This window comes from Allocoleopsis franciscana PCC 7113, from assembly GCF_000317515.1.
Taxonomy (GTDB): Bacteria; Cyanobacteriota; Cyanobacteriia; order Cyanobacteriales; family Coleofasciculaceae; genus Allocoleopsis; species Allocoleopsis franciscana.
Map to the genome: position 1 here is coordinate 6,367,071 of NC_019738.1, position 21,224 is coordinate 6,388,294.

Genomic DNA, 21,224 nt, shown 5'->3' on the forward strand with positions numbered 1-21,224 from the left:
AACTAAAATCTAACAACCTATTTAAGAATTAGAATTTGCAGCAAACGTGACTTCCTGAACCTCATAGGGGGCACCCATCTGCTTGGCGGATTCGTTATTAAACTCCACCAAGACGCCCCCAGCATTTCCCGCTCGTACAATCAGTGTTTTATCCGCCACCCAAGTGCGATTACTTCCTTCGGGTAAGGTGCCTTCAAACTCTGTCTTTCCATCTGCAACGATTCGCATCCAAGACTGAGCTTTGAGGGTAACCCGCACTTGGACAGGCTTTCCATCTTGACTGCGCTGCGTGACTTCAGCGGCTTTGGTGGGTTGTAATTTTTGGGGCGGCTTTGGCTGAGCAGATGGACTGGGTCTTGAGGATTTTGGTGCTTGCTGCATTTCGACCTCATATCGACTTACTCCACCTTCGAGAGCCGAACGTCGAACCAGCAACGACAAGCCACTGACCGCACCAACGACCAGGAGCACATACAGTAAGTAAAGATGAACGGGTCGCAGTTGAGACGTGGGTACGTGCCGCCAAACCGGCTTGACAAACTGTAGAGATGAGCCGGTAGGAAAAGCACTGGCAAACTCTGCCCCATTTAAACCCAGAGCATCTGCAAAGCGCTTAATAAACCCTTTAATATAAACCGGCTCTGGCAATTCTTCGAGCCGACCTTCTTCAATCGCATTCAATAAGCGTGCTTGAATTCGTGTTTGAGCCGCCACTTCTTCTAGGGGGATAGACTGTTCTGTTCGGAACTGGCGGAGGCGAGATCCCAGTTCTTCTAGTTTCTCGACTTGTTCTTGCGGAAAATAGTGTTTGTTCTCCTTCATATCCTGTACTCCTTCATATCTGCTGGCACTTTTACTGATGTTAGGTGGACTCGGCTGTTGAGAAAACGTATTTCAAAATCATTCAGGTAACGGTAGTGACCGCTAGGAAGTACCGGCCCACCTTGGGGTTCTAATTGAATCGGGCCAATTGCAGTGCGGTGCAGATGAATCACTGGATAGCTTAGCAGTTCGGCGACGCGACGAATCTGCCGATTTCTTCCCTCTGTTAAAACAATTTCCAAGAGTGTATCCTCGACCCCACGCTGAAGTACCCGCACTTGAGCAGGTAAGGTTTTTTTGCCTAAAAGGTCAACACCCTGACGCCAAACTTGTAAAACGGACTCAGGTGGATGACCCTGCACCCAAACATAATAAGTCTTTGGAACATGATGACGAGGATGAGTGAGGAGAAATGTCAGCGTCCCATCATTGGTCAGCAGTAGTGCACCCGTTGATTGGGCGTCCAATCGTCCAACTGGATGGATACCCTGCTCTTGAGAGAGAGCTTTCGGCAAGAGGTCAAGAATTGTCGGACGATTGTGAGCATCCCGGCACGTGGAAACGACGCCTGCTGGTTTATTTAGCAAGAGGTAAATCGATTGAGGGCGGTTATTCGGTTGGACAAGCTTGCCATTCACTTCCAGTACATCGGTTTCAGGATTGGCTTTTTGTCCCAGATGCACCACAGTGCCATTGAGTCGAACCTGTCCAGCTTCGATCATCTTCTCAGCTTGACGCCGTGAGGCTATTCCCCACTGGGAAAGAATTTTTTGTACTCTTTCTTCCATAATGATCCGACGACGGTATGAGCATTTACCTCTAGAGAAGGGCGATGCACCGGGTGAGCAACTAAGCAAGCAAGGGAGAACCTACAAGAGGAACATCGATGACTTGCATCACATCACCTATGCCTGATCGACCTGACTCAACTATGTACAAATATTACAAGAATGGGGTTAACTGCAAGTACTCCGTTTTTTGTATAAACAGCTCATGTCGGTGGCATAATTACCTACTCTATCACCCTGAGCAAATACCTCCATTGCAGGAAACTCCGTGTCTTTAAGACTACACAGAGGAAGACTGGTTGTATGATTCAATCTCCTTCTGGCTGAAACATTTGAGTCAATCAGTAGGTGTGTCAGTTGTATAAGTATCACAAAAGCTTCTGACATACTAGACAAAATCAGTGAAAAAGTGGTGAAGAAAATTTCTGTGAGTAAGTCCTATTCATTCTGAGGTGCTAATGGACGTTGAAACACCAACAACGTTGAAGTCAAAAAAAAGTCGGATTATCAGTAAAGTGTTATCACCAGCCGTCCAACTGTGGCTGCGATCGCAAGTGGAGCAAGTTGAAACCTTACAGTTTAAGATTAGTGGGGGCGATCGCCAAATTCTCTCTGGTCACATTCCTACGGTCTCGATCACAGCCAGTCGTGCGGTCTATAAAGGGCTACATCTGAGTCAGCTTGAGCTAGAAGGGACTGGCATTCGAGTCAACCTGAGTCAAGTGATTAAAGGCAAACCCCTGCGCCTGCTAGAACCCGTACCCGTGGGAGGTCAGATAGGGATTTTAGCCAGCGACCTTGCCGCCTCCCTTCAAGCACCTATGCTCTCTAATGCTGTATCGGAGTTCCTTCGTACATTGCCCAAATCAGATGGAATCACTGATTCAGTTAATGATTTAAATTTAAAAGAGCGACAAATTAGATGGCAAAAAGTTGATATTGAGGAGGGTCAGTTAACCGTCTTTGGCACTTTAACAGATGCGTTACTTCAGACAACACCAGTCGTGATTCGTGCAGGTCTGGAACTGGCAAGCCCTCAAATTCTGAGACTCAATCCCCTACAAATTCAGCTATCACCAACGTCTGCGCCCTTAATTTTAGATAACTTCCAGGTTGATTTAGGTTCAGAAGTAAATCTTCAGGAACTTGCCTTAACACCAGGACAACTGTTGTGTCGTGGACGCCTAACAGTGCTGCCTTAACAGGCTTTCTCCAGTAATAAAACACATCTTCTGTCTAGTCGTTTGGCAGGGGATGTAGATTTTAGATTGTCAATTTGAGAGAGATTGAAATTATCCAAAGAAAAGGAAACCTCTTGCAAAGATATAAAGAACCCCTCCCCTTGCTAAGGGGAGGGAGCAAGATTTCAAGTATTTTCCCCATTTATAAGGGGGGATTAAGCCGGAGCTTTAGTGAGGAGGTAGATTCGACTTTTGCAAGAGGTCTAGGGTATTTACTACAACGTTATCAGGCAACAACCCCAATCTAAAATTTTGAGTGAAGTCTAATTTAATCATTAAACTGACTTTAAACTAAGCCTGATCGCAGAGCCACAACCGCTGCCTGAACTCGGTCATCAACTGATAGTTTGTTCATAATCCCTCGAACATGAGTCTTAACCGTATTGGCGCTGAGGTAAAGCTTTGTGGCAATTTCTGGATTACTATAGCCTTCCACAATGAGTTTTAAGACTTCTAATTCTCGCTGGGACAAATTGGCAATATTCCCACTAGGAGTCGGTGGGGTAAGATGCTGGAGGACTTGACGACCAATCTGGGGGTCTAGGTAAGTCGCTCCTTCTGCGGCTGCGGCAATTGCTTTGAGCAATCGATCTACACTAGCGCCCTTAATGCAATAGGCATCGGCACCACTAGAAAGCGATGCAATAATTTCCTGATCCGTGGTGTGGGAGGTTAGCATCACCACTCTCACGTTCGGCAGTGCCGCTTTAATTTGTTGAGTGGCGGCAATGCCATCTAAACGCGGCAAACCAATATCCATGACAATCAGATCGGGATTCAACCTTTTCGCTGCTTCTACGCCCATGTAGCCGTCTTCAGCTTGCCCCACAATCGTGATGTGGGGATGAACAGTTAATGACTGCTCTAAACCCAGTTGCATCATGGGGTCATCTTCGACAATTAAAACTCGCAGGGGTGTTGATTCAGTCGGCAAATCTGGAGAGAGCGGAGTTTCAGAGGGCATAGCTTGAGGGAAAGCGGCAATCCAGTCGAATCCTTATTTTACAAACATCAGATGGCTATAACCTTAAGAAACATTGAAGCTTATTGGATTTTCACCCCTGTTAAATGCCTTTATTTATCTGCCCAAATAAGCACTACGCATCCAAGATGTAAACAAATGTAACAATAATGCCGTCATGGTGGCTTAATGTCTTGACAGCGCCCAAATAACCCGATAAGCTTGCATAGCATACCCGGGTAAAACGATTGAAATTATATGCAAGACAAGCAAAAGGTTACATTGTATCTCCCTCCAGGACTTCATCGTCAGCTCAAAATTCGAGCAGCCGTTGACTCCGAATCCATGTCGGGAATGGTAGAACGAGCAATTGTTTTCTATCTACGTCACCCGGAAGTGGTTGAAGAGGTAGAAGCATCCTACGGGAACTCCCACCGGGTATATGCCTGTCCAGAATGCTCTAGCTCTGTAGTCCTCCAAGATGGAGAAATGGTTTCCCTGAAAAATCAGCCCAGTATTCTGGCAGAAGATATTCCAGTGGAAAAGGTGCGCGAAGAAGTAGGTTCTCCTACAGGCGCTCAGGGAGAAGAGGAATTAGTTCCTTGTTAATCTTGCCAGCTAAAGAGCTGACTGTGTTGCTCTTTTGATGATGCTTGAGCAGTGGTTGCGCCGTCTCTAAACTAGGTCGATAGTCATGCAAGAAGAGATCAGTATTCTCATTCAAGCTCAATACCCTCTAATCTACCTCGTGACTTCTGAGGAAGAGCGGACAGAGCGAGTAATAGCCAAGATTGCTCAAGAAGCAAAATCACCCCAACGGCGTGTTTTTATCTGGACTGTTACTCACGGAATAGTTGAGTATGGTCAAGCAAGACACATCACCCAGCACAACACTGTCTCTCCGGAAGCAGCAATCCAATGGACTATTCAGCAGAAAGAAGCCGGTATATATATCTTTAAAGATCTACATCCCTTTATTGATTCACCAGCGACAACTCGGTGGCTGCGGGATGCGATCGCTAGCTTCAAGGGTACACAGAAAGCGATTATTCTGATGTCCCCCATGCAACAGGTTCCCATTGAGTTGGAGAAAGAAGTCGTTGTGATCGACTATCCTTTGCCAGAACTCTCTGAGTTGAACCAAGTGCTGTCTCATCAGCTAGAACAGAGCCGAACCCGTCGTCCAACAACCGAAACACGGGAGAAGCTTCTGAGAGCTGCATTAGGCTTAACGCACGATGAAGCAGAAAAGGTATATCGCAAAGCCTATGTAAAATCTGGGCGTCTCACGGAAGGCGAAGTGGATATCGTCCTTTCTGAGAAAAAACAGCTCATTCGCCGCAACGGAATTCTAGAGTATATTGAAGAAGATGAGACCCTCGATGCGATTGGAGGCTTAGAAGAGCTGAAGCGGTGGCTGCAACAGCGCTCCAATGCCTTCACCGAACGAGCCAGAGAATATGGTTTGCCCCAACCGAAAGGGATGTTAATTTTAGGGGTGCCAGGGTGCGGTAAGTCTCTGATTGCCAAAACCACGTCTCGCCTCTGGGGTCTACCACTGCTACGTCTAGATATGGGTCGGGTTTATGATGGCTCAATGGTGGGTCGGTCGGAGGCTAACCTCCGCAATGCCCTCAAGACCGCAGAATCGATTTCACCCGCGATCTTGTTCATCGATGAGTTAGATAAGTCCTTTGCTGGCAGCAGTGGTTCTTCTGACTCGGATGGAGGTACCTCAAGCCGCATCTTTGGTTCCTTCCTGACCTGGATGCAAGAGAAGACTTCACCCGTGTTCGTCATGGCAACAGCGAACCGAGTTGAGCGTCTACCTGGGGAATTCCTCCGTAAAGGTCGTTTCGATGAAATCTTCTTCGTTGATTTACCGACCGCGGAAGAGCGGCAGCAAATTTTCAGTATTCACTTAAGTAAGCGGCGTCGAGAAATTACTCGCTTTGATCTGGATCAGTTGGCTAAGGTTTCCGAGGGATTCTCTGGAGCAGAAATTGAGCAAGCTATAATCGCTGCAATGTATGAGGCATTTGCTCAAGACAGAGAATTTACCCAACTCGATATCATAGCTGCCATCAAAGCAACTCTACCGCTTTCTAAGACAATGACCGAGCAGGTAACAGCCCTGAGGGACTGGGCTAGGCAGCGCGCGCGACCTGCGGCGTCCTCCGTTGCTGAATATCAGCGAATGGAGTTTTAAAAGGCTTTCTCCTGCTCCCAACAGGAGGAAAGGCTAGCAAAATCTGCTAGCAGTTTGACAAAAAAGCCGCGCTTGTTAAGCGGCTTCAAATGGAAAAGTAAAACGCTACGTTGTTGTTTCTCTACTATCTCTACTGGAGGAAATCCAAATGTCTCACTTTAGCACTCTGCGTACCAAGATCACCGACGCTGAAATCCTGAAGGCTTCTCTCCGTGACCTGGGTATTTCTGTTAAGACGGAAGCGGATGTTCGTGGCTACAATGGTCAGCGCGTTCGATCTGACATCGTTGCTGTTCTGGAAGGTGAGTATGATCTCGGCTGGTCTCGCAACAGTGATGGTTCCTTTGATCTGATTGCTGACCTCTGGGGTGTTGCTAAAAAGCACAACCAAACCGAGCTGATCAACTCGATTAACCAGAAGTACGCCGTCAACAAAACTTTGGCAGAAGTCAAGCAGCGCGGCTTGCAGAATGCCAACGTTAAACTGGTTCTGCAAAAGTAGTCAATCCATCTAGGCGTTCCCAAGCTCACGGGTTGACCAATAGCAGGTTGGCCCGTTTTCTGTGCCTACTGGGCCAGTAGGCGCAGAAAACTTAAAGGGTTGATTGCATTCAAGAGCAGATTGACTGTTCCCTAAAGTGTAATATAACCTGGGTTCTAAAAATTTTGGCGAATGTACAGGAGAATTCCCCGTGCGATCGCCTCTGCCATCTGGCGTTGAAAAGCCGGGGATGCCAATCTAGGGGCGTCCTCGGCTCCTGTCACATAACCGACTTCGACTAAAACTGCTGGTATAGAATTATTTCTTAACACATAAAATCTAGAGCGGCGTACTCTCCGGTCTCGGACATTTAGGCTCTGCAACATGCTAGAGTGAATCGCTTCAGCCAAACGCTGACTGGAGAAATAATACGTCTCGACTCCATTAACCTCAGGGCGGCGTAAACTAATCGCATTGGCGTGGATGCTGACAAAAACATTGGCACGCGCTTGCCGCGCCATTTGCACTCGTCCTGCCAGACTAATGAAGCGATCATCTGAGCGGGTCATAACGGCCTGAACACCATTTTGTTGCAACAGTGCTGCGACCTGTTGAGAAATGGGCAAGATCACATCTTTCTCCCGCAATCCACCAATACCTATTGCTCCGGGGTCTTTTCCACCATGACCCGGATCGATCATCACAACAATACGACTGTTTGGTACACGATAAAAGGAGTCGGGCGGCGTCGTTCGTAGAGGTGGTGGTACAGGAATTGAGGTCGTGGGAGGGAATACGGGTCTAGACGGTCGCAGTTGCAGCGATATAATTTGGTCAGTGAGTTGATTGAGTTCCCCAATCTGACCACCACTACTAGGTTTGACCAGAATAACGACCGTGCGTCGATCTTGCTGCCGGACGAGTACCTGTGATAAAAGACTTCTCGCGTTTAATTGAGGCCCCCTGACTTGCTCAGCCAGTTGGGCATTAGGGATAATAATCTGATAAGTATTGGCTTTGGCATCCCAACGGCTGGTTGCTCTCACCCTCTGGTCAGCCCGAATCGCCAATTGGGTACCCTCATTAACCAATTCAACCGCTTGAATGGTGGCGAGGCGGCTGGTCGGTGTTGGGGTTTCAGTTTGATTGTTGGCAGGATTAGAAGTGCGGGATGGAGGGATAACGACGACCGGTTGAGACGTTGTTGTGGGTGTTGTCGTGATTCGCTCAGGCGTCGGGATTTGTACCGACCATTGAGTAGGGGAAATGCCTTGAAACAGAACTTGTTGTGGGTCTATGGTATAGCCTGGTGCTAACTCCACAACAATCCGAGTCATTTGGGCATTATATTGTCCGACTCGAACTTCCCGAATCGCCCCACCGACAGGCTGATTCATCGTGGGACGCCCCAACGTTGTACCCGGTAAATCGATAATTAAACGATTGGGGTTAGCAAAAAGTTGGGCTTTGGGTTGAACACTGTCATCGGTTGTAAAGACCAGTTGGTTCTGATTGGCATCAAAACGCCACAACAGAAGCCTTGCGGCTTCAGCAGGAGATGAAAAGAGAAAAATGCTCGACAAACTGGGAAGTAGCAGTAGCCACTGAAATTTCATCATGATTGCTCCGGTTGCCAATGTTTGCTTCACCAGGGTGGATAAGAAGCGGGGGAGGTAGATGCCCTCAGTTAGTCGGTATCGTCTGACCCAGGTTCCAGGATTTCCAATTCTGGCTGTTTAAATCGATAAGCACAAAAGATAGAAACGAGGTAACACCTGTATTGAGAATACTGTGCAATGGACTCGACGGCGACCGATTGACTCCCCAAGAGATCGACTGGCGCTAACGCGATCGCTTCTCTATCTAGTTATAAGCATTAGTGCGACACTACGATATTAGGGGCAATAGGTCGCTATCCCTCTATCCAAATTTCTGACGGAGTTTTGAGCATATTCGACACAAAGGTGACTGAAAATGAGATTGGAACGCAGAGAGTGACGACCTAGATCAGGAATTAATCAAAAGCATGAACGCCATAGCCAAGCGGGACGTAGCAGCGTCTATCGCCCAAAAACTTGAACCAATTGTTGGGGAGTCTGCCATTTTTGACTGGGAACACTTGCCACCCATCTGGCAAGAACGAATCAATCGAGCCAACACGCTACAGAATATCCCCAGTTGTATTGTTTATCCTCATACAGTAGAACAACTCAAGAGTGTTATCACTTATGCTGATGGCAACGGTTGGAGCCTGCTTCCCTGCGGGAGTGGGAGTAAATTAGGCTGGGGTGGGGTGGGTAAAGACATTGACCTTGTAATCAGTACTGAACGCCTGAACCGGGTAATTGAACATGCGGTGGGTGATTTAACGGTTACGGTAGAAGCGGGTGTTAAACTAGCTGACTTGCAAAACCTGCTTCGCCAGGAGAATCAATTTCTGCCCCTCGACCCTGCCTATGCTCAACAGGCTACCCTAGGTGGAATTATTGCCACCGCCGATAGTGGTTCTTGGCGTCATCGGTATGGCGGGGTTCGGGATATGCTGCTGGGGATTTCCTTTGTCCGCAGTGATGGACAACTCGCTAAAGCTGGGGGTCGGGTGGTGAAGAATGTGGCGGGTTATGACTTGATGAAGCTGTTCACCGGCTCCTATGGCACGTTGGGGATATTGACAGAAGTTACTTTACGTGCATATCCAATCCCGGAAGCCTCAGGAACTGTGGTGTTGACGGGTAAAGCGGAAGCTACTGCTTCTGTGACAAAAACCCTTTTAGGGTCGGCTTTGACGCCTACCACTGCTGATTTACTCTCATCTGAGCTTGTCAAGCAACTGGGTTTGAGTCAAGGCATAGGCTTAATGGTACGTTTCCAAAGTGTGAAGGAAAGTGTGCAGGAGCAATCATCCCGGTTGCTTGAGGTGGGGCAAAATTTAGGGTTACAAGGCACTGTGTATACGGAGGCTGAGGAAGGAACTCTATGGCAATCATTGTCAGAAAAAATTTGGCAAGCCTCACAGGAACCTGCCATTACTTGCAAAATAGGGGTATTACCAACAGCGGCTGTTACGACTTTGACAAAGCTGGATGCGCTAACATCCTCAACGGGATTGGGGTTAATTCATGCAAGTGGGTTGGGGCGATTACGTCTTGATTCAGGAACGGTGACGCCTCAGATTATTGGGGAACTGCGACAATACTGTGAGTCTCAAGGGGGTTTTCTGACGGTTTTGGAGGCACCGATTTCGTTGAAGCAGCAGCTAGATGTTTGGGGTTATAAAGGCAATGCGCTGAAGGTTATGCGTCAAATTAAGCAACAGTTTGACCCGAAAAATATTTTGAGTCCTGATCGGTTTGTGGCAGGGATTTAAGAGATAAACCACTCCAGGCACAGAGAACACACAGTTAAGAGATTAGAAAGAGAGAAAATATGCAAACTTTACCAGAGGGTTTCACTCAATCAATTGAGACAATACCAGAATCAGTGAGTGGTTTTGATGCTCAACATCCTCCTGAACAGAAATTAATAGATACTTGTGTTCACTGTGGGTTTTGTCTATCCACTTGTCCGAGTTATCGGGTGATTGGTAAGGAGATGGATTCTCCTAGGGGTCGGATTTATTTGATGGATGCGATCAAGAATGGTGAGGCGTCTCTGGGTGAGGCTACAGCGCAACATTTTGATTCTTGCCTTGGGTGTCTGGCTTGTGTAACGACTTGTCCTTCTGGTGTCCAATACGATAAGTTAATTGCGGCGACTCGGCCTCAGGTTGAACGAAACTATCCGCGTAGTTTACCTGACCGATTGATCAGAACTCTGATTTTTAATCTATTTCCTTATCCCAAACGCCTGCGCCCTTTTCTGGTGTTTCTTTATGTCTATCAGAAATTAGGATTGCAGAAACTGGTTCGTTCTACGGGTTTGTTGAAGAAAGTATTCCCTAGGTTGGCGGCAATGGATGCAATTTTGCCGCAAATTACTCTAGATTCTTTTCGAGACAATTTCCCAACTATTATTCCGGCTCAAGGGAAGAAACGTTACCGAGTGGGGGTGATTTTGGGGTGTGTCCAACGCTTATTTTTCTCACCCGTGAATGAGGCAACCGTGAGGGTTTTAACGGCAAATGGTTGTGAAGTGGTGATTCCGAAAACTCAAGGGTGTTGTGCGGCTTTACCGGAACACCAAGGGCAAAAGGAACAAGCAAAAGCGTTGGCACGACAAATGATTGATAGTTTTGCCGGGACGGATGTTGATTACATCATTATTAATGCGGCGGGTTGTGGTCATACGCTGAAGGAATATGGGCACATTTTAGATGATGATTTAGAGTATCGGGAAAAGGCAAAAGCCTTTGCAGCTAAGGTCAAAGATGCACAAGAATTTTTGGCGCAAGTGGGACTAACTACGCAACTTTCACCGCTGACGGATGAACCGCTGATGATGGTTTATCAAGATGCTTGTCACTTGTTACATGGGCAAAAGATTAGTGTGCAACCTCGGCAACTTTTGCGGCAAATTCCGAATGTGAAGTTACGGGAACCGATTGATGCGGCGTTGTGTTGTGGTAGTGCTGGAGTTTACAATATGCTGCAACCAGAAGTGGCGGATGATTTGGGACAGCAAAAGGTAGAGAATTTGCTCAATACTGGGGCGGAGTTAATTGCTTCGGCTAATCCGGGTTGTTCGTTGCAAATTCAGAAGCATTTGCGGTTGAAGGGGAAGGAAGTTAGTTTGATGCATCCGATGGAGTTGTTGGATTATTCGATTCGCAGGGTGAAGTTGCAAAAGTAGAGATTGCCCTCACCCCTAACCCCTCTCCCAACTTTGGGAGAGGGGGAGTTAGGTAGGAAAAGGAATCTAATTCCATCAGCTAGCTGCCTGGATGCGATCGCTTTTTGCCGAACAGTAGGCATCGGGAATATTACAGTAGCGACACTCCCAATTGCTAGGAGTTGGGTTTGGGGGTGTGGCGCTACAGATTGTGGCGATGGTTTGGCGGAGAAGCTGTTTGAATTGGTGATCGACAGCCCAGGCTGGAATTTCTACCGTACCATCTGGGTAAACCAGCCGTCCGTGTGGTATTTGACCTTGGCAGTAATGTTTGGTTTCAGGTGCTAGGGGTAACAGCAGCATATATAGCAATACCTGAAAGCGATGTGAGTCTCGACGCTTACCTGTTTTGCAGTCTTCGACAACTACCCAACCATCTTTGATAGCAACAATGTCTGGTCTTCCAGCGACACAGATATCATAAATTTTGCCGTTGACTTTGAGTGAGTTGGCATACTCTACATATACTGTGAAGCCTTCAGCTTGAAGCTGGGAAGCCCGTTGAATGACCATTTCGTCGTGTTCGGAGAAGTCATAGTTGCTGAGTGGCTTTTCAAATTGGTACTGGGTAGGCAGCCATACTGCGTATTTGCATAGTTTCTCTCCAGCTAGCAGCGAGGCAAGCCAGGTCACCCAGGCATAAGATTTGAAGCGTTTTTTAGCTGGTTTTTCCATTTGGGTTCTTTCGGATTGATATTTTTGATAATTCATCGCTGTTTTGCTTAAGCAATATCTCTAATGCCAAAGATAAGGGTTTGAAAAATTGAGGTAAATGCTTTTTATATTGATTTTAGTAGCTAGAAATAATGGCAAATAGTCATAAATAGCGCTAAATAGCATTTCCGATAATTCTTTAGTATTAGTAGTTTTTTAGGGCATCATCGAAGATAAATCACAATTCTCTAATGGGCGGTTGAAACCGCGTCTACACAAACAAAACCTGCCTACGCAGGTTTCACCTCCCTCTATCCTCTCTTACTAAGGGGAGATGAAAGAGAGGCTAGTCCGCGCAGGCAGACTTGGTTTGTATAGCCCCAGACTTCCAGTCTGAGGGACGCTAAAAATAAGGAGGAATGACATGGTATCACCAGCAAACTGTCTTCAAGAAAAATTCCTAGAAGACCTAACAGAACAAATGTTTCCACCACGTCAACACTCCGAAGTGCAAAAGTTATGTTTTCAGCTTCGATTTCATCCCAGCAATTGGAATAATGTCGAGCATACTCAAATTGCGGCTCAGATTAGCAAGCAATTGAACGGTGGCTTTTCAGAAAGCTCAATTAATCCCACAGTGGGGGATGTAGTCAAGAAGATAAAGGATAAGTTTGAAGCCCAAATGCAAGCTGATGGTGTTGAATTTGAAAAGCTGAATCCGGGACGTGGTAAGCCTAAAGAATCACCTTGGCAAATTGTTTATAAGTGGTTATGGGAGACAGAATTTCCCCGTCGTGGGTGGCAGTTGTCAAAGGAAATGGCGGTTTGTGCTATTGAACAATTGCAGATGAAGCCGATGGTTGCGGCTGATGGAAATCGGAATTTGGATTTGGAAGGTATTCCAGACGTTATTGAAGAAACTATACGGAAGGGGGAACGATACAAGCTGCAAGTTGATTTGCGATCAGAAGGCTATCTGCTGCTGATTAATGAGGGGGTGGATGGGGAGAAATATTGTATCTGTCCTTCTAGGGCGTTTGCTCTATCTGAACCGCTGTTCTTAAGAAGTCCTTTGTATTTACCTCTAGAGGAGGCGATCGCTAAAAATGTAGGGTTAAAATTCAATGGTCTTGGAGAGGAGTATTTCTTAGCTATTGTTACCGAGAAACCTTTGAGTTTGTCTTGGGTACGTCCTGATTCTCATCCTAAAGATATTGTTGTGGATGATAACCGCCTCTATGAGATTTTCAAGCTTCTGGGGCAGCAGTCTAACTGTCATGTATTTTACAAAACTTTCGTCGTGACAAGCTAGGTAAGAGAAGTTGAGATTAGTAGTGTCGCCTACACACCATCTCTCGTTCAAAAATACTGAGATTTTATTATGTCAGAGCAAGTTATAAGTCAAATTATTTGGCTGAATCAGACGGCATTTACAGCGTACCAGCATGGACAGTACGAACAAGGAATTCCTTTTGCTCAACAAGCTTGTGATCTGACAAAAGCCTATTTCGGTACAAAGCATCTTTACTATCGCGATACCCTCAATACCTTAGCATTGTTGTACTATGCTGCATTTCGATTATCTGAGGCTAAGTCTCTGTATCTGCAAGTTGAGAAGATTCATAGAAATGAGCTAGGTACAGACGATATTGAATATGCCACTATCCTGAATAACTTGGCAAAGCTTTACCAAGTTATGGGTAACTTCTTTGAGGCAGAATTCCGGTATCGAAAAGCTTTGGAGATTAGAGAAGAAAAGCTAGGCAAGTACCATCCCGATTATGCTTCTACATTGAATGATTTGGCAGGGCTTTACTATGCTATGGATCTCTTCTCTGATGCTCAACCCTTGTATCAGGAAGCTAAGGATATTACAGAAGAGATGCTAGGTACAGATAATCTCGATTATGCCACTACACTAAATAACTTGGCACTCCTGTACAAAGCTATGGGTGACTTCAAAAATGCAGAAGACCTGTTACTGCAAGCTAAGAAGATTTTTGCAACCGAACTAGGTACGGACAATCCTGAATATGCCTCTGGACTAAATAACTTGGCAGCTCTTTACCAAGCTATGGGTCGCTTCTGGGAAGCTATACCCTTGTGTCGGAAAGCTTTGGAGATTAAAGCTAAGCTAGGCACAGACCATCCTGACTATGCCCAAAGCCTGAATAACTTGGCAGAGCTTTACCGAGCTATGGGTAGCTTCCCTGATGCAGAACCCCTGTATCACGAAGCTAAGGATATTACAGGAGCCAAGCTAGGCACAGCTCATCCCAACTATGCCAATATCCTAAGTAACTTAGCAACACTAAAGGCAGCAACTGACTATCCTCAAGACGCGCTACGCCTAATACAGGATGCGGCAAACATTCAAAACCCAGTGTTGGGTCAAATCTTCTCTATCACTAGTGATAACCAACGGCTGACCTACTTGCAACAAAACAGGTATCTGTTGGAGATGTTTTTATCTCTGGTGGCTCAATACTTGCCGAATGATTCTGATGCTGTCCGAGCAGCTTTTGATTTAGTTCTCCGACGCAAAGGCTTAGGCACTGAAGCAGCAGCCATGCAACGAATTTCTGTTTTGAGCGATCGCTACCGTCATCTAACTCCGCAACTAGAACAACTGCGACAACTGGACAATCAAATTGCCAGCCTCGCTTGGAATGTCCCACCCCCTGAACAGTTGGCAGCATACGAAACTCAGCTTGCCACACTGTACCACCAAAGAGATGAGCTAGACCGATCGCTCAGCCGCCAGATTCCAGAGATGAATCTGCAAAAGCAACTAGACACAGCTAATCACCGTGCTATAGCTTTGGCTCTCCCGGAAGGCGCAACCCTAGTGGAGTTCGTGCGTTTCAATGTCTTCAACTTCAACGCAATCTTGGCAAAGGGTGATTCCCAATGGCTCCCGGCTCGTTATCTTGCCTTTATCTTACCTGCTAAGGAGCCAGAGCAATTACAAATGATTGACTTGGGGGAAGCGGAACTCATCGACAACTTGATTCGGGTGTTTCGCAAATCTGTATCGGGCGATCGCGATTTAGATTTGGACGACTTAGACTCAATCCCAGAGGAGCCAGAACTCATCCCCCCAGAAGTGGAACTGCGCCAAAAACTGATTGACCCCCTCAAGCCATATCTCACACCGAATCAGCAAGTATTTCTCGCACCCGATGGCGAACTTTGCTGCTTGCCCTTTGGCGTTTTGCCCACCGCCGAGGGACGCTATTTAATGGAAGATTACGAACTCTGCTACCTGAGTGTCGGGCGCGACTTACTCCGCTTCGGTGCGACACAAACTTTAGTGCAACCGACTAAACCTCTAGTCATCGCTGACCCCGATTATAATTTGGTTTTGTCCGAATCCCACCCAAGCCCCTCAGACTGGAAGTCTGGGGCTACACAAACAAAGTCCGCCTTCGCGGACTCTATTGAAGACTGTGAAACCCGCGTAGGCGGGTTTAGTTCGTGTAGCCGCGACTTCCAGTCGCCCGATTTCAGCGAACTCCATCGAGACTTAGGACGAGGAAACGGCGAAGTATTCAAACCCATTCCCGCCACCCGAATAGAGGGAGCGCAAGTCGCTGCACAGTTAGGCGTAACCCCGCAAATGGGAACGCAAGCCTTAAAATCCCTGGTTAGCCGTTGCCAGTCCCCCTGGATATTGCACATTGCCACACATGGCTACTTTCTCGAAACTCGCCCAGAAACCCCACCGCCACAGATGATGAGTTTCCAGCGCTTGCACTCAGCCGCACAGCAAAACCCCTTAGCGCGTTCCGGCTTAGCCTTTGCCGGAGCCAATACCCTGTTACAAGGCGGCAAACTCCCCCCAGAAGCCGAAGATGGACTGCTCACCGCACAAGGAGCTAGTGGCATTAACCTCGCGGCGACAGCGTTAGTCGTAGCTTCTGCTTGTCAAACCGCGCTAGGTGATGTGCAGGTAGGAGAAGGGGTATTGGGGTTGCGACGAGCCTTTGTCCTAGCAGGGGTGCAAACGCTAGTAATGAGCCTGTGGAGTGTTCCCGATGTAGCGACGGCAATTTTAATGGAGCGACTTTATCACAATCTGCTCACCGAGAAAATGGGTCGTGCCAAAGCCCTAAAGCAAGCACAGTTCTACGTCCGAGACTTGACCATTGCCCAAATGCGACCCCAATGGCTCACCCCAGAAGCGATTACCCGCATCACAGAGCGCAGCCCAGGCATTGGCAACCATTTACGAAAATTGTGTCAAAAACATGAAATGTACCGCCCCTATGCTCATCCTAAATACTGGGGAGCCTTCATTTGCCAAGGGGATGCATCCCCTCCACTTTGAAGTAGTTCTGGGGAGCTTGGGTGTGTCAGGGGGATACTACAGCTATTGCAAAATTAGAGGGATGGAATTAATGCCATCGCGTATCACCTCCTCACTTCAATGGGTTAAGTTGTAAACGATAAATCTCCCCCTGCTATGCCTCCTAGGAGCTCTACGATAGATTAAACTGGGCGGTGTTTCGCGTATGCTCACAGATAGCGGCGTACCCTGCGATTAAGCGCCGAGCAACATTAAGAATTATCAAAGTTGTTGACTTTTGTATGCAAGTTACCCCCGATATTGCCCCAACAACACCAACGTCATCGGTAGAGACGATCGCTCTGGACGTTACAGGCATGAGATGTGCAGGCTGTGTCAGTGTTGTGGAACGTCAACTGAGCCAGCATCCCGGCGTTGTTTCCGCCCGTGTCAATTTGGTTACTGAGGTGGCAGTAGTCGAATGCGAAACGGGTACCGTTGATCCAGCCTCAATCGCAGAACAGTTAACGGCTAAAGGTTTTCCCTCTCAACCCCGCGCTCAAGCCGGCAGGATGCCTGCGACTCCCGACACCCGAACCCCTGCCGAGAGACATGCACAAGAAGCGAGAGAGCAAGTTCGTCGATTAGCGATCGCCGCCGTCCTAATCTTCCTCTCCCTGATCGGGCATATCGGTCATTGGATGGATGCGCCGATGCTGCCGGTGTTGAGTAATATCTGGTTCCACTGGGGACTGGCAACTCTGGCGTTACTAGGGCCAGGGCGTCCCATTATCATTGATGGCTGGAAGGGTTTATGGCATCAAGCCCCGAACATGAACACATTAGTAGGGTTGGGGGCACTCACCGCTTACACGGCAAGTTGTGTCGCCTTATTCTTTCCCCACCTGGGATGGGATTGCTTCTTCGACGAACCGGTGATGATGTTAGGCTTTATCCTCTTGGGTCGTACTTTAGAGCAACGAGCAAGACGACGTGCCGCCTCGGCGTTTGAATCATTGTTGGCACTCCAGCCGAAGGTAGCGCGTTTAATCGGCAAATCGACATCAACGGCTACCTCCCCTGGCAAGGGTAAGGGAGAAATTGAACAACTAGGAATCGAAATTCCCGTTGAGCAAGTCCGGGTGGGAGAGTGGTTGCGCGTGTTGCCTGGGGAAAAAATACCCGTAGACGGCGAGGTAATGGCGGGTCAGTCTTTGGTGGATGAGTCGATGCTGACAGGGGAACCGATCCCGGTGTTAAAGCAACCCGGAGACCCGATAACGGCAGGTACATTGAACCAATCCGGTGCGATCGCACTTCAGGCCACTCGCACGGGTGAAGAAACTACCCTAGCGCAGATTGTTGCCCTCGTTGAAGAAGCTCAAACCCGTAAGGCACCGGTACAGAAACTCGCCGATACCGTAGCCGGCTATTTTACCTATGGCGTGTTAGCGATCGCATCCCTAACCTTCTTGTTTTGGTACCTTGCTGGCACGAAAATCTGGCCTCATGTCTTATCCCCAATGGCGGACATGATGGGACACGGCATGGCTCAACCGACCTCAACCTCTCCTTTACTGTTGAGTTTGAAACTGGCGATCACCGTTTTAGTGATTGCTTGTCCCTGTGCCCTAGGACTGGCGACACCCACCGCAATTTTAGTCGGGACGACGCTGGGTGCAGAACGGGGCATTTTAATCAAAGGCGGCGACATTTTAGAGCGTGCCCATCAGCTAGATACGATCGTGTTTGATAAGACAGGCACCCTCACCACGGGTCAACCCACGGTGACGGATTGCCTCCCCTGGCTGGAATCCGGGTTGTTTGAGGGTAACGAATCCCATCGTAACGGTCATGGGGACACCCTTTTGACTCAAGCTTCAGCAACAAAACTACTGCAATGGGCAGCCGCTGCCGAAACAGGTACCTCTCATCCCCTCGCATCAGCCATTCGGACTACGGCGCACCAGCAAGAACTACCGATGTTAGAGGCTCAAGATTTTTACACCGAACCCGGTTTAGGGATATCGGCAATGGTGGAAAATCGACGGGTATGGCTGGGGAATGCGGACTGGCTCGCTCAGCAAGGTATTAAGATGAGTGACACGGTTAATCAACAGGTTCGAGTCTTAGCGGATGCAGGTAAAACGGTGGTTTACGTCGCCGTTGATGGGGTTCTGGCTGGAGTACTGGCTGCCCGTGATGTGCTTAGACCCGATGCCAAGGAAACCGTCGAACGCCTCAAAGCCCTGGGATTTCGAGTGATGTTAATGACCGGCGACCAGCTTGACTCAGCCAGAGCGATCGCACAACAACTCTTAATCCACCCTGATCATGTGCTGGCTGGGGTTCGTCCGAATGGTAAAGCGGCTGCAATTCAGACCCTGCAATCCGAGGGACGCCGTGTCGCCATGGTGGGAGATGGTATTAATGATGGCCCCGCTTTAGCTCAAGCCGATGTTGGCATTTCCTTACATGTCGGCACGGATGTAGCAAGAGAAACAGCAGGGATTATTTTAATGCGTGTCAGTGCCACCCGTCCCCAAGATGTTCGATTGCTGGATGTGGTGGAGTCCATTGAGTTGGCACGGACAACCTTTAACAAGATTCGGCAAAATTTATTTTGGGCGTTTGGCTACAATACCCTCGGCATCCCCGCAGCCTGTGGTGTGCTGCTTCCTGGATTCGGAATTGCCCTGAGTCCTGCGTCGGCGGGTGCTTTCATGGCGTTTAGCTCAGTGAGTGTGGTGACGAATTCGCTCTTACTGCGTCGCGCCTTCAAAGCCAAATCAAACTGAGGACTCAGCCATCCATAACCTTGGGCTATTGATGAGGAGCTGTAGCGTAGCTTATTATGCCACAATAGAAAATGGACAATTCTCAAAACCTGGCACGAATCAGGGCAATCAGAGCGTTTTGACCCTCTTCGCCATTCAGGAAAGTTTTAACAGTGGAGTTTTGCCGCTCAGTTCCATGAGTGCTTATGATGATTGAGGGAATACCACATTGAGAGCCTGCAATCCCAATCTCCCAAAAGTCAAGGATAGCTGGTTAAGAGATGTGTCAGTGTGAGTAAACCACAGCTTTTTCCCCAACCAACTGCACTCTTTATCACAAATTTTCAATGGCTGGACAACAAAAACACCACCATTTATTGATTATTGAAGACGACAAGGGGCGCAAAGAATTTCCCTTGGAAGAGGCAGTCTATTCCATCGGCAGAGACCCCAAGTGTGAAATCCGCCTCTTCTCCCAATTTGTCTCTCGCCGACACGCTACGTTAGTCCGAAGACAACGAGAGGATGGTAGCCCCTATTACCGGATTGTCGATGGCAATCTTAAAGGTAAGCCAAGTGCCAATGGACTGTTAATTAATGGTCGCAAACTTCCAGCCCACGATCTCGAAGATGAGGATGAAGTGGTTTTCGGTCCACAAGTGAGTGCCAAATATTACTTACTGAAAAGAAACGATCCCAATCCAACTGGGCCGCCCGATGAGTTTGACATTACCCTGATTAGTCCGGGCATGATGATTGGGGACCCAGAAGAAATAAGTTCTTGGGAGTAAGTAGACCGTTGATAGGTTGACAAAACAGTTAGGAATTATCCGGCAATAGTTTCCACGAGTTGCCAATAGCGATTTTCCGCCACAGCTTCTTGCACCATATTGAACATTTGGTGGCAGTGATTATCAACTTGGAGAGGCAACTCTTCGTTTTTGATCACAAAATTCATCCGCACTTCTTGGGAGGTGGCGGTTGATTTGTCAATCAACACTTCCACCGTTACCAACTTAGCAAAAGAGACACGGCCAGGAAATTCCCGTGCCATGATGTAGTCTCCAGTGTCATAAATAATGTCGAAATTGCACGATTGCAGCAACTCAATCAGTGATGACTGGAGATACTCGAAGGAAATTGCAACAGTAAACGAACAAGTGTAGCGAGCCATATATAACCCTGGGCGTCAGATAGCTAGACCCTCTTATCATATCGAACCTATGTAAAAGCTCATGATAGGAGTGTCAAATGAAAAGCCGATGCTCCACTATGATCAGCTACCAACATATTAAGGGTTCATCCGGATCAAAAGAATCAAAAAATTGTATCCTACAAGTGTCATGAGGTTACGGCAACCTTAAACAAAGGTAAAAAAAGACTCAGTGGTGATAACAAAGCAGGGCTAAGCCCAAATTGAGTGATGCGTGGGAAGTTAATTGTATTTGAGGGAGTGGAGGGGAGTGGCAAAACAACCCAACTCCAAAGATGTTCACAATGGCTGGAAGCGATTGGTTTAGCAGAACGTTTTGGGGAGGGTGAAAAAATTCCGCCGGTTGTCGTTACCAGAGAACCGGGTGGAACACCATTGGGTTTAGAGCTACGTCAACTATTATTAGATGCAGGGACGAACCCTACACGGCAATCGATTGAAGACCGGGCAGAATTGTTGATGTACGCCGCAGACCGTGCTCAACATGTTGAGGAATTGCTCAATCCTCAGTTAAAATTAGGCGCGATTATTTTGTGCGATCGCTACACGGATTCTACAGTGGCTTACCAAGGTTACGGACGCGGTCTTGACCTAACCTTAATCGAGCAATTGAACCAAATTGCAACCGGCGGATTGGCAAGTGACTTGACCCTCTGGCTGGATATTGATGCTGAAATCGGGTTAAAACGAGCTAGATTGCGGGGCAGTGCCGACCGCATGGAGCAAGCCGACTTAGCCTTTCACCAACGGGTACAGCAGGGATTTGCCCAATTAGCAGCATCCTATCCCCAACGAATTGTCAGGATTGATGCGAGTCGGAGTGAGGACGAGGTGCATTCGGCGATTCAACAGATATTGCGTCAACGGTTGAGAGAATGGGTAATGGGTAATGGGTGATGGTTTAAAGGTTGTTAAGTTAAACGTTGTGCCTCTAAACTTCGACCTACCCCTGCGGGGAACGCT

18 protein-coding genes are annotated in these 21,224 nt (G+C 47.7%); 12 read left to right on the forward strand and 6 right to left on the reverse strand.

The features are described 5' to 3' along the window. Positions 1 to 21 precede the first annotated feature (21 nt). Both MIC7113_RS26155 and MIC7113_RS26160 read right to left on the reverse strand, forming a co-directional pair. Complete coding sequence (locus MIC7113_RS26155; RefSeq protein WP_015185209.1) at positions 22 to 822, reverse strand: helix-turn-helix domain-containing protein; 801 nt, start codon at positions 820 to 822, stop codon at positions 22 to 24. Beyond that, on the reverse strand, positions 819 to 1,610 hold the full coding sequence (locus tag MIC7113_RS26160; protein ID WP_015185210.1) for a pseudouridine synthase: 792 nt from the start codon (positions 1,608 to 1,610) through the stop codon (positions 819 to 821). The genes MIC7113_RS26155 and MIC7113_RS26160 overlap by 4 nt, the downstream gene beginning before the upstream one ends. A 1-nt stretch (position 1,611) precedes the next feature. On the opposite strand from MIC7113_RS26160, the gene MIC7113_RS38785 reads away from it, so the two are divergent. Both MIC7113_RS38785 and MIC7113_RS26165 read left to right on the forward strand, forming a co-directional pair. Then, complete coding sequence (locus MIC7113_RS38785; protein ID WP_256374776.1) at positions 1,612 to 1,737, forward strand: hypothetical protein; 126 nt, start codon at positions 1,612 to 1,614, stop codon at positions 1,735 to 1,737. Positions 1,738 to 2,068: 331 nt separating this feature from the next. Continuing rightward, positions 2,069 to 2,812: an LmeA family phospholipid-binding protein gene (locus MIC7113_RS26165; protein WP_015185211.1), complete on the forward strand. Its 744-nt coding sequence runs from the start codon at positions 2,069 to 2,071 to the stop codon at positions 2,810 to 2,812. A gap of 325 nt (positions 2,813 to 3,137) precedes the next feature. On the opposite strand, the gene MIC7113_RS26170 is transcribed toward MIC7113_RS26165, so the two are convergent. Next, positions 3,138 to 3,815: a response regulator gene (locus tag MIC7113_RS26170; RefSeq protein WP_015185212.1), complete on the reverse strand. Its 678-nt coding sequence runs from the start codon at positions 3,813 to 3,815 to the stop codon at positions 3,138 to 3,140. A gap of 255 nt (positions 3,816 to 4,070) precedes the next feature. Here MIC7113_RS26170 and MIC7113_RS26175 point away from each other — a divergent pair, with 255 nt between their 5' ends. From MIC7113_RS26175 to MIC7113_RS26185, 3 genes are all read left to right on the forward strand, one after another. Next, positions 4,071 to 4,421: a hypothetical protein gene (locus MIC7113_RS26175; RefSeq protein ID WP_015185213.1), complete on the forward strand. Its 351-nt coding sequence runs from the start codon at positions 4,071 to 4,073 to the stop codon at positions 4,419 to 4,421. A gap of 85 nt (positions 4,422 to 4,506) precedes the next feature. Beyond that, positions 4,507 to 6,021 (forward strand): stress-responsive protein Ycf46, encoded by a 1,515-nt coding sequence (ycf46, locus tag MIC7113_RS26180; protein WP_015185214.1) that lies wholly within the window; start codon positions 4,507 to 4,509, stop codon positions 6,019 to 6,021. 148 nt (positions 6,022 to 6,169) lie between these two features. After that, positions 6,170 to 6,523, forward strand: a complete 354-nt coding sequence (locus MIC7113_RS26185; protein ID WP_015185215.1) for a DUF1257 domain-containing protein — start codon at positions 6,170 to 6,172, stop codon at positions 6,521 to 6,523. Positions 6,524 to 6,678: 155 nt separating this feature from the next. Here MIC7113_RS26185 and MIC7113_RS26190 read toward each other — a convergent pair whose 3' ends face one another. Further along, positions 6,679 to 8,121 carry an N-acetylmuramoyl-L-alanine amidase gene (locus MIC7113_RS26190; RefSeq protein ID WP_015185216.1) on the reverse strand — a complete coding sequence of 481 codons (1,443 nt, stop codon included), beginning with the start codon at positions 8,119 to 8,121 and terminating at the stop codon, positions 6,679 to 6,681. A 407-nt stretch (positions 8,122 to 8,528) separates the two neighbouring features. Between MIC7113_RS26190 and MIC7113_RS26195 the strand changes: the two genes are divergently transcribed. Continuing rightward, positions 8,529 to 9,869, forward strand: coding sequence for an FAD-binding oxidoreductase (locus MIC7113_RS26195; protein WP_015185217.1), 1,341 nt, complete (start codon positions 8,529 to 8,531; stop codon positions 9,867 to 9,869). 59 nt (positions 9,870 to 9,928) lie between these two features. After that, complete coding sequence (locus tag MIC7113_RS26200) at positions 9,929 to 11,290, forward strand: (Fe-S)-binding protein (protein WP_015185218.1); 1,362 nt, start codon at positions 9,929 to 9,931, stop codon at positions 11,288 to 11,290. Between the two features lie 75 nt (positions 11,291 to 11,365). Here MIC7113_RS26200 and MIC7113_RS26205 read toward each other — a convergent pair whose 3' ends face one another. After that, positions 11,366 to 12,040 carry a PD-(D/E)XK nuclease family protein gene (locus tag MIC7113_RS26205; protein WP_015185219.1) on the reverse strand — a complete coding sequence of 225 codons (675 nt, stop codon included), beginning with the start codon at positions 12,038 to 12,040 and terminating at the stop codon, positions 11,366 to 11,368. A 367-nt stretch (positions 12,041 to 12,407) separates the two neighbouring features. On the opposite strand from MIC7113_RS26205, the gene MIC7113_RS26210 reads away from it, so the two are divergent. The 4 genes from MIC7113_RS26210 (at position 12,408) to MIC7113_RS26225 (ending at position 19,839) form a co-directional block, all read left to right on the forward strand. Then, positions 12,408 to 13,295 (forward strand): DUF4384 domain-containing protein, encoded by an 888-nt coding sequence (locus MIC7113_RS26210; RefSeq protein WP_015185220.1) that lies wholly within the window; start codon positions 12,408 to 12,410, stop codon positions 13,293 to 13,295. 69 nt (positions 13,296 to 13,364) lie between these two features. Further along, the gene (locus MIC7113_RS26215) at positions 13,365 to 16,313 is read left to right on the forward strand and encodes a CHAT domain-containing tetratricopeptide repeat protein (RefSeq protein WP_015185221.1); all 2,949 of its coding nucleotides are present in this window, start codon (positions 13,365 to 13,367) and stop codon (positions 16,311 to 16,313) included. A 260-nt stretch (positions 16,314 to 16,573) separates the two neighbouring features. Next, on the forward strand, positions 16,574 to 19,069 hold the full coding sequence (locus MIC7113_RS26220) for a heavy metal translocating P-type ATPase (RefSeq protein ID WP_015185222.1): 2,496 nt from the start codon (positions 16,574 to 16,576) through the stop codon (positions 19,067 to 19,069). A gap of 326 nt (positions 19,070 to 19,395) precedes the next feature. Beyond that, the gene (locus MIC7113_RS26225) at positions 19,396 to 19,839 is read left to right on the forward strand and encodes an FHA domain-containing protein (protein WP_015185224.1); all 444 of its coding nucleotides are present in this window, start codon (positions 19,396 to 19,398) and stop codon (positions 19,837 to 19,839) included. Positions 19,840 to 19,874: 35 nt separating this feature from the next. On the opposite strand, the gene MIC7113_RS26230 is transcribed toward MIC7113_RS26225, so the two are convergent. Then, a complete protein-coding gene (locus tag MIC7113_RS26230; protein WP_015185225.1) occupies positions 19,875 to 20,222 on the reverse strand; it encodes a hypothetical protein in 348 nt (115 codons plus the stop codon). Between the two features lie 249 nt (positions 20,223 to 20,471). Here MIC7113_RS26230 and tmk point away from each other — a divergent pair, with 249 nt between their 5' ends. Further along, on the forward strand, positions 20,472 to 21,158 hold the full coding sequence (gene tmk / locus MIC7113_RS26235; protein WP_015185226.1) for a dTMP kinase: 687 nt from the start codon (positions 20,472 to 20,474) through the stop codon (positions 21,156 to 21,158). The last annotated feature ends 66 nt before the right edge of the window (positions 21,159 to 21,224 follow it).

Bases quoted from the DNA above. Each gene is read 5' to 3' on its own strand.
- MIC7113_RS26155 (WP_015185209.1), bottom strand. From the start codon at position 822: ATGAAGGAGAACAAACACTATTTTCCGCAAGAACAAGTCGAGAAACTA.
- MIC7113_RS26160 (WP_015185210.1), bottom strand. From the start codon at position 1,610: ATGGAAGAAAGAGTACAAAAAATTCTTTCCCAGTGGGGAATAGCCTCA.
- MIC7113_RS38785 (WP_256374776.1), top strand. From the start codon at position 1,612: ATGATCCGACGACGGTATGAGCATTTACCTCTAGAGAAGGGCGATGCA.
- MIC7113_RS26165 (WP_015185211.1), top strand. From the start codon at position 2,069: ATGGACGTTGAAACACCAACAACGTTGAAGTCAAAAAAAAGTCGGATT.
- MIC7113_RS26170 (WP_015185212.1), bottom strand. From the start codon at position 3,815: ATGCCCTCTGAAACTCCGCTCTCTCCAGATTTGCCGACTGAATCAACA.
- MIC7113_RS26175 (WP_015185213.1), top strand. From the start codon at position 4,071: ATGCAAGACAAGCAAAAGGTTACATTGTATCTCCCTCCAGGACTTCAT.
- ycf46 (WP_015185214.1), top strand. From the start codon at position 4,507: ATGCAAGAAGAGATCAGTATTCTCATTCAAGCTCAATACCCTCTAATC.
- MIC7113_RS26185 (WP_015185215.1), top strand. From the start codon at position 6,170: ATGTCTCACTTTAGCACTCTGCGTACCAAGATCACCGACGCTGAAATC.
- MIC7113_RS26190 (WP_015185216.1), bottom strand. From the start codon at position 8,121: ATGATGAAATTTCAGTGGCTACTGCTACTTCCCAGTTTGTCGAGCATT.
- MIC7113_RS26195 (WP_015185217.1), top strand. From the start codon at position 8,529: ATGAACGCCATAGCCAAGCGGGACGTAGCAGCGTCTATCGCCCAAAAA.
- MIC7113_RS26200 (WP_015185218.1), top strand. From the start codon at position 9,929: ATGCAAACTTTACCAGAGGGTTTCACTCAATCAATTGAGACAATACCA.
- MIC7113_RS26205 (WP_015185219.1), bottom strand. From the start codon at position 12,040: ATGAATTATCAAAAATATCAATCCGAAAGAACCCAAATGGAAAAACCA.
- MIC7113_RS26210 (WP_015185220.1), top strand. From the start codon at position 12,408: ATGGTATCACCAGCAAACTGTCTTCAAGAAAAATTCCTAGAAGACCTA.
- MIC7113_RS26215 (WP_015185221.1), top strand. From the start codon at position 13,365: ATGTCAGAGCAAGTTATAAGTCAAATTATTTGGCTGAATCAGACGGCA.
- MIC7113_RS26220 (WP_015185222.1), top strand. From the start codon at position 16,574: ATGCAAGTTACCCCCGATATTGCCCCAACAACACCAACGTCATCGGTA.
- MIC7113_RS26225 (WP_015185224.1), top strand. From the start codon at position 19,396: ATGGCTGGACAACAAAAACACCACCATTTATTGATTATTGAAGACGAC.
- MIC7113_RS26230 (WP_015185225.1), bottom strand. From the start codon at position 20,222: ATGGCTCGCTACACTTGTTCGTTTACTGTTGCAATTTCCTTCGAGTAT.
- tmk (WP_015185226.1), top strand. From the start codon at position 20,472: ATGCGTGGGAAGTTAATTGTATTTGAGGGAGTGGAGGGGAGTGGCAAA.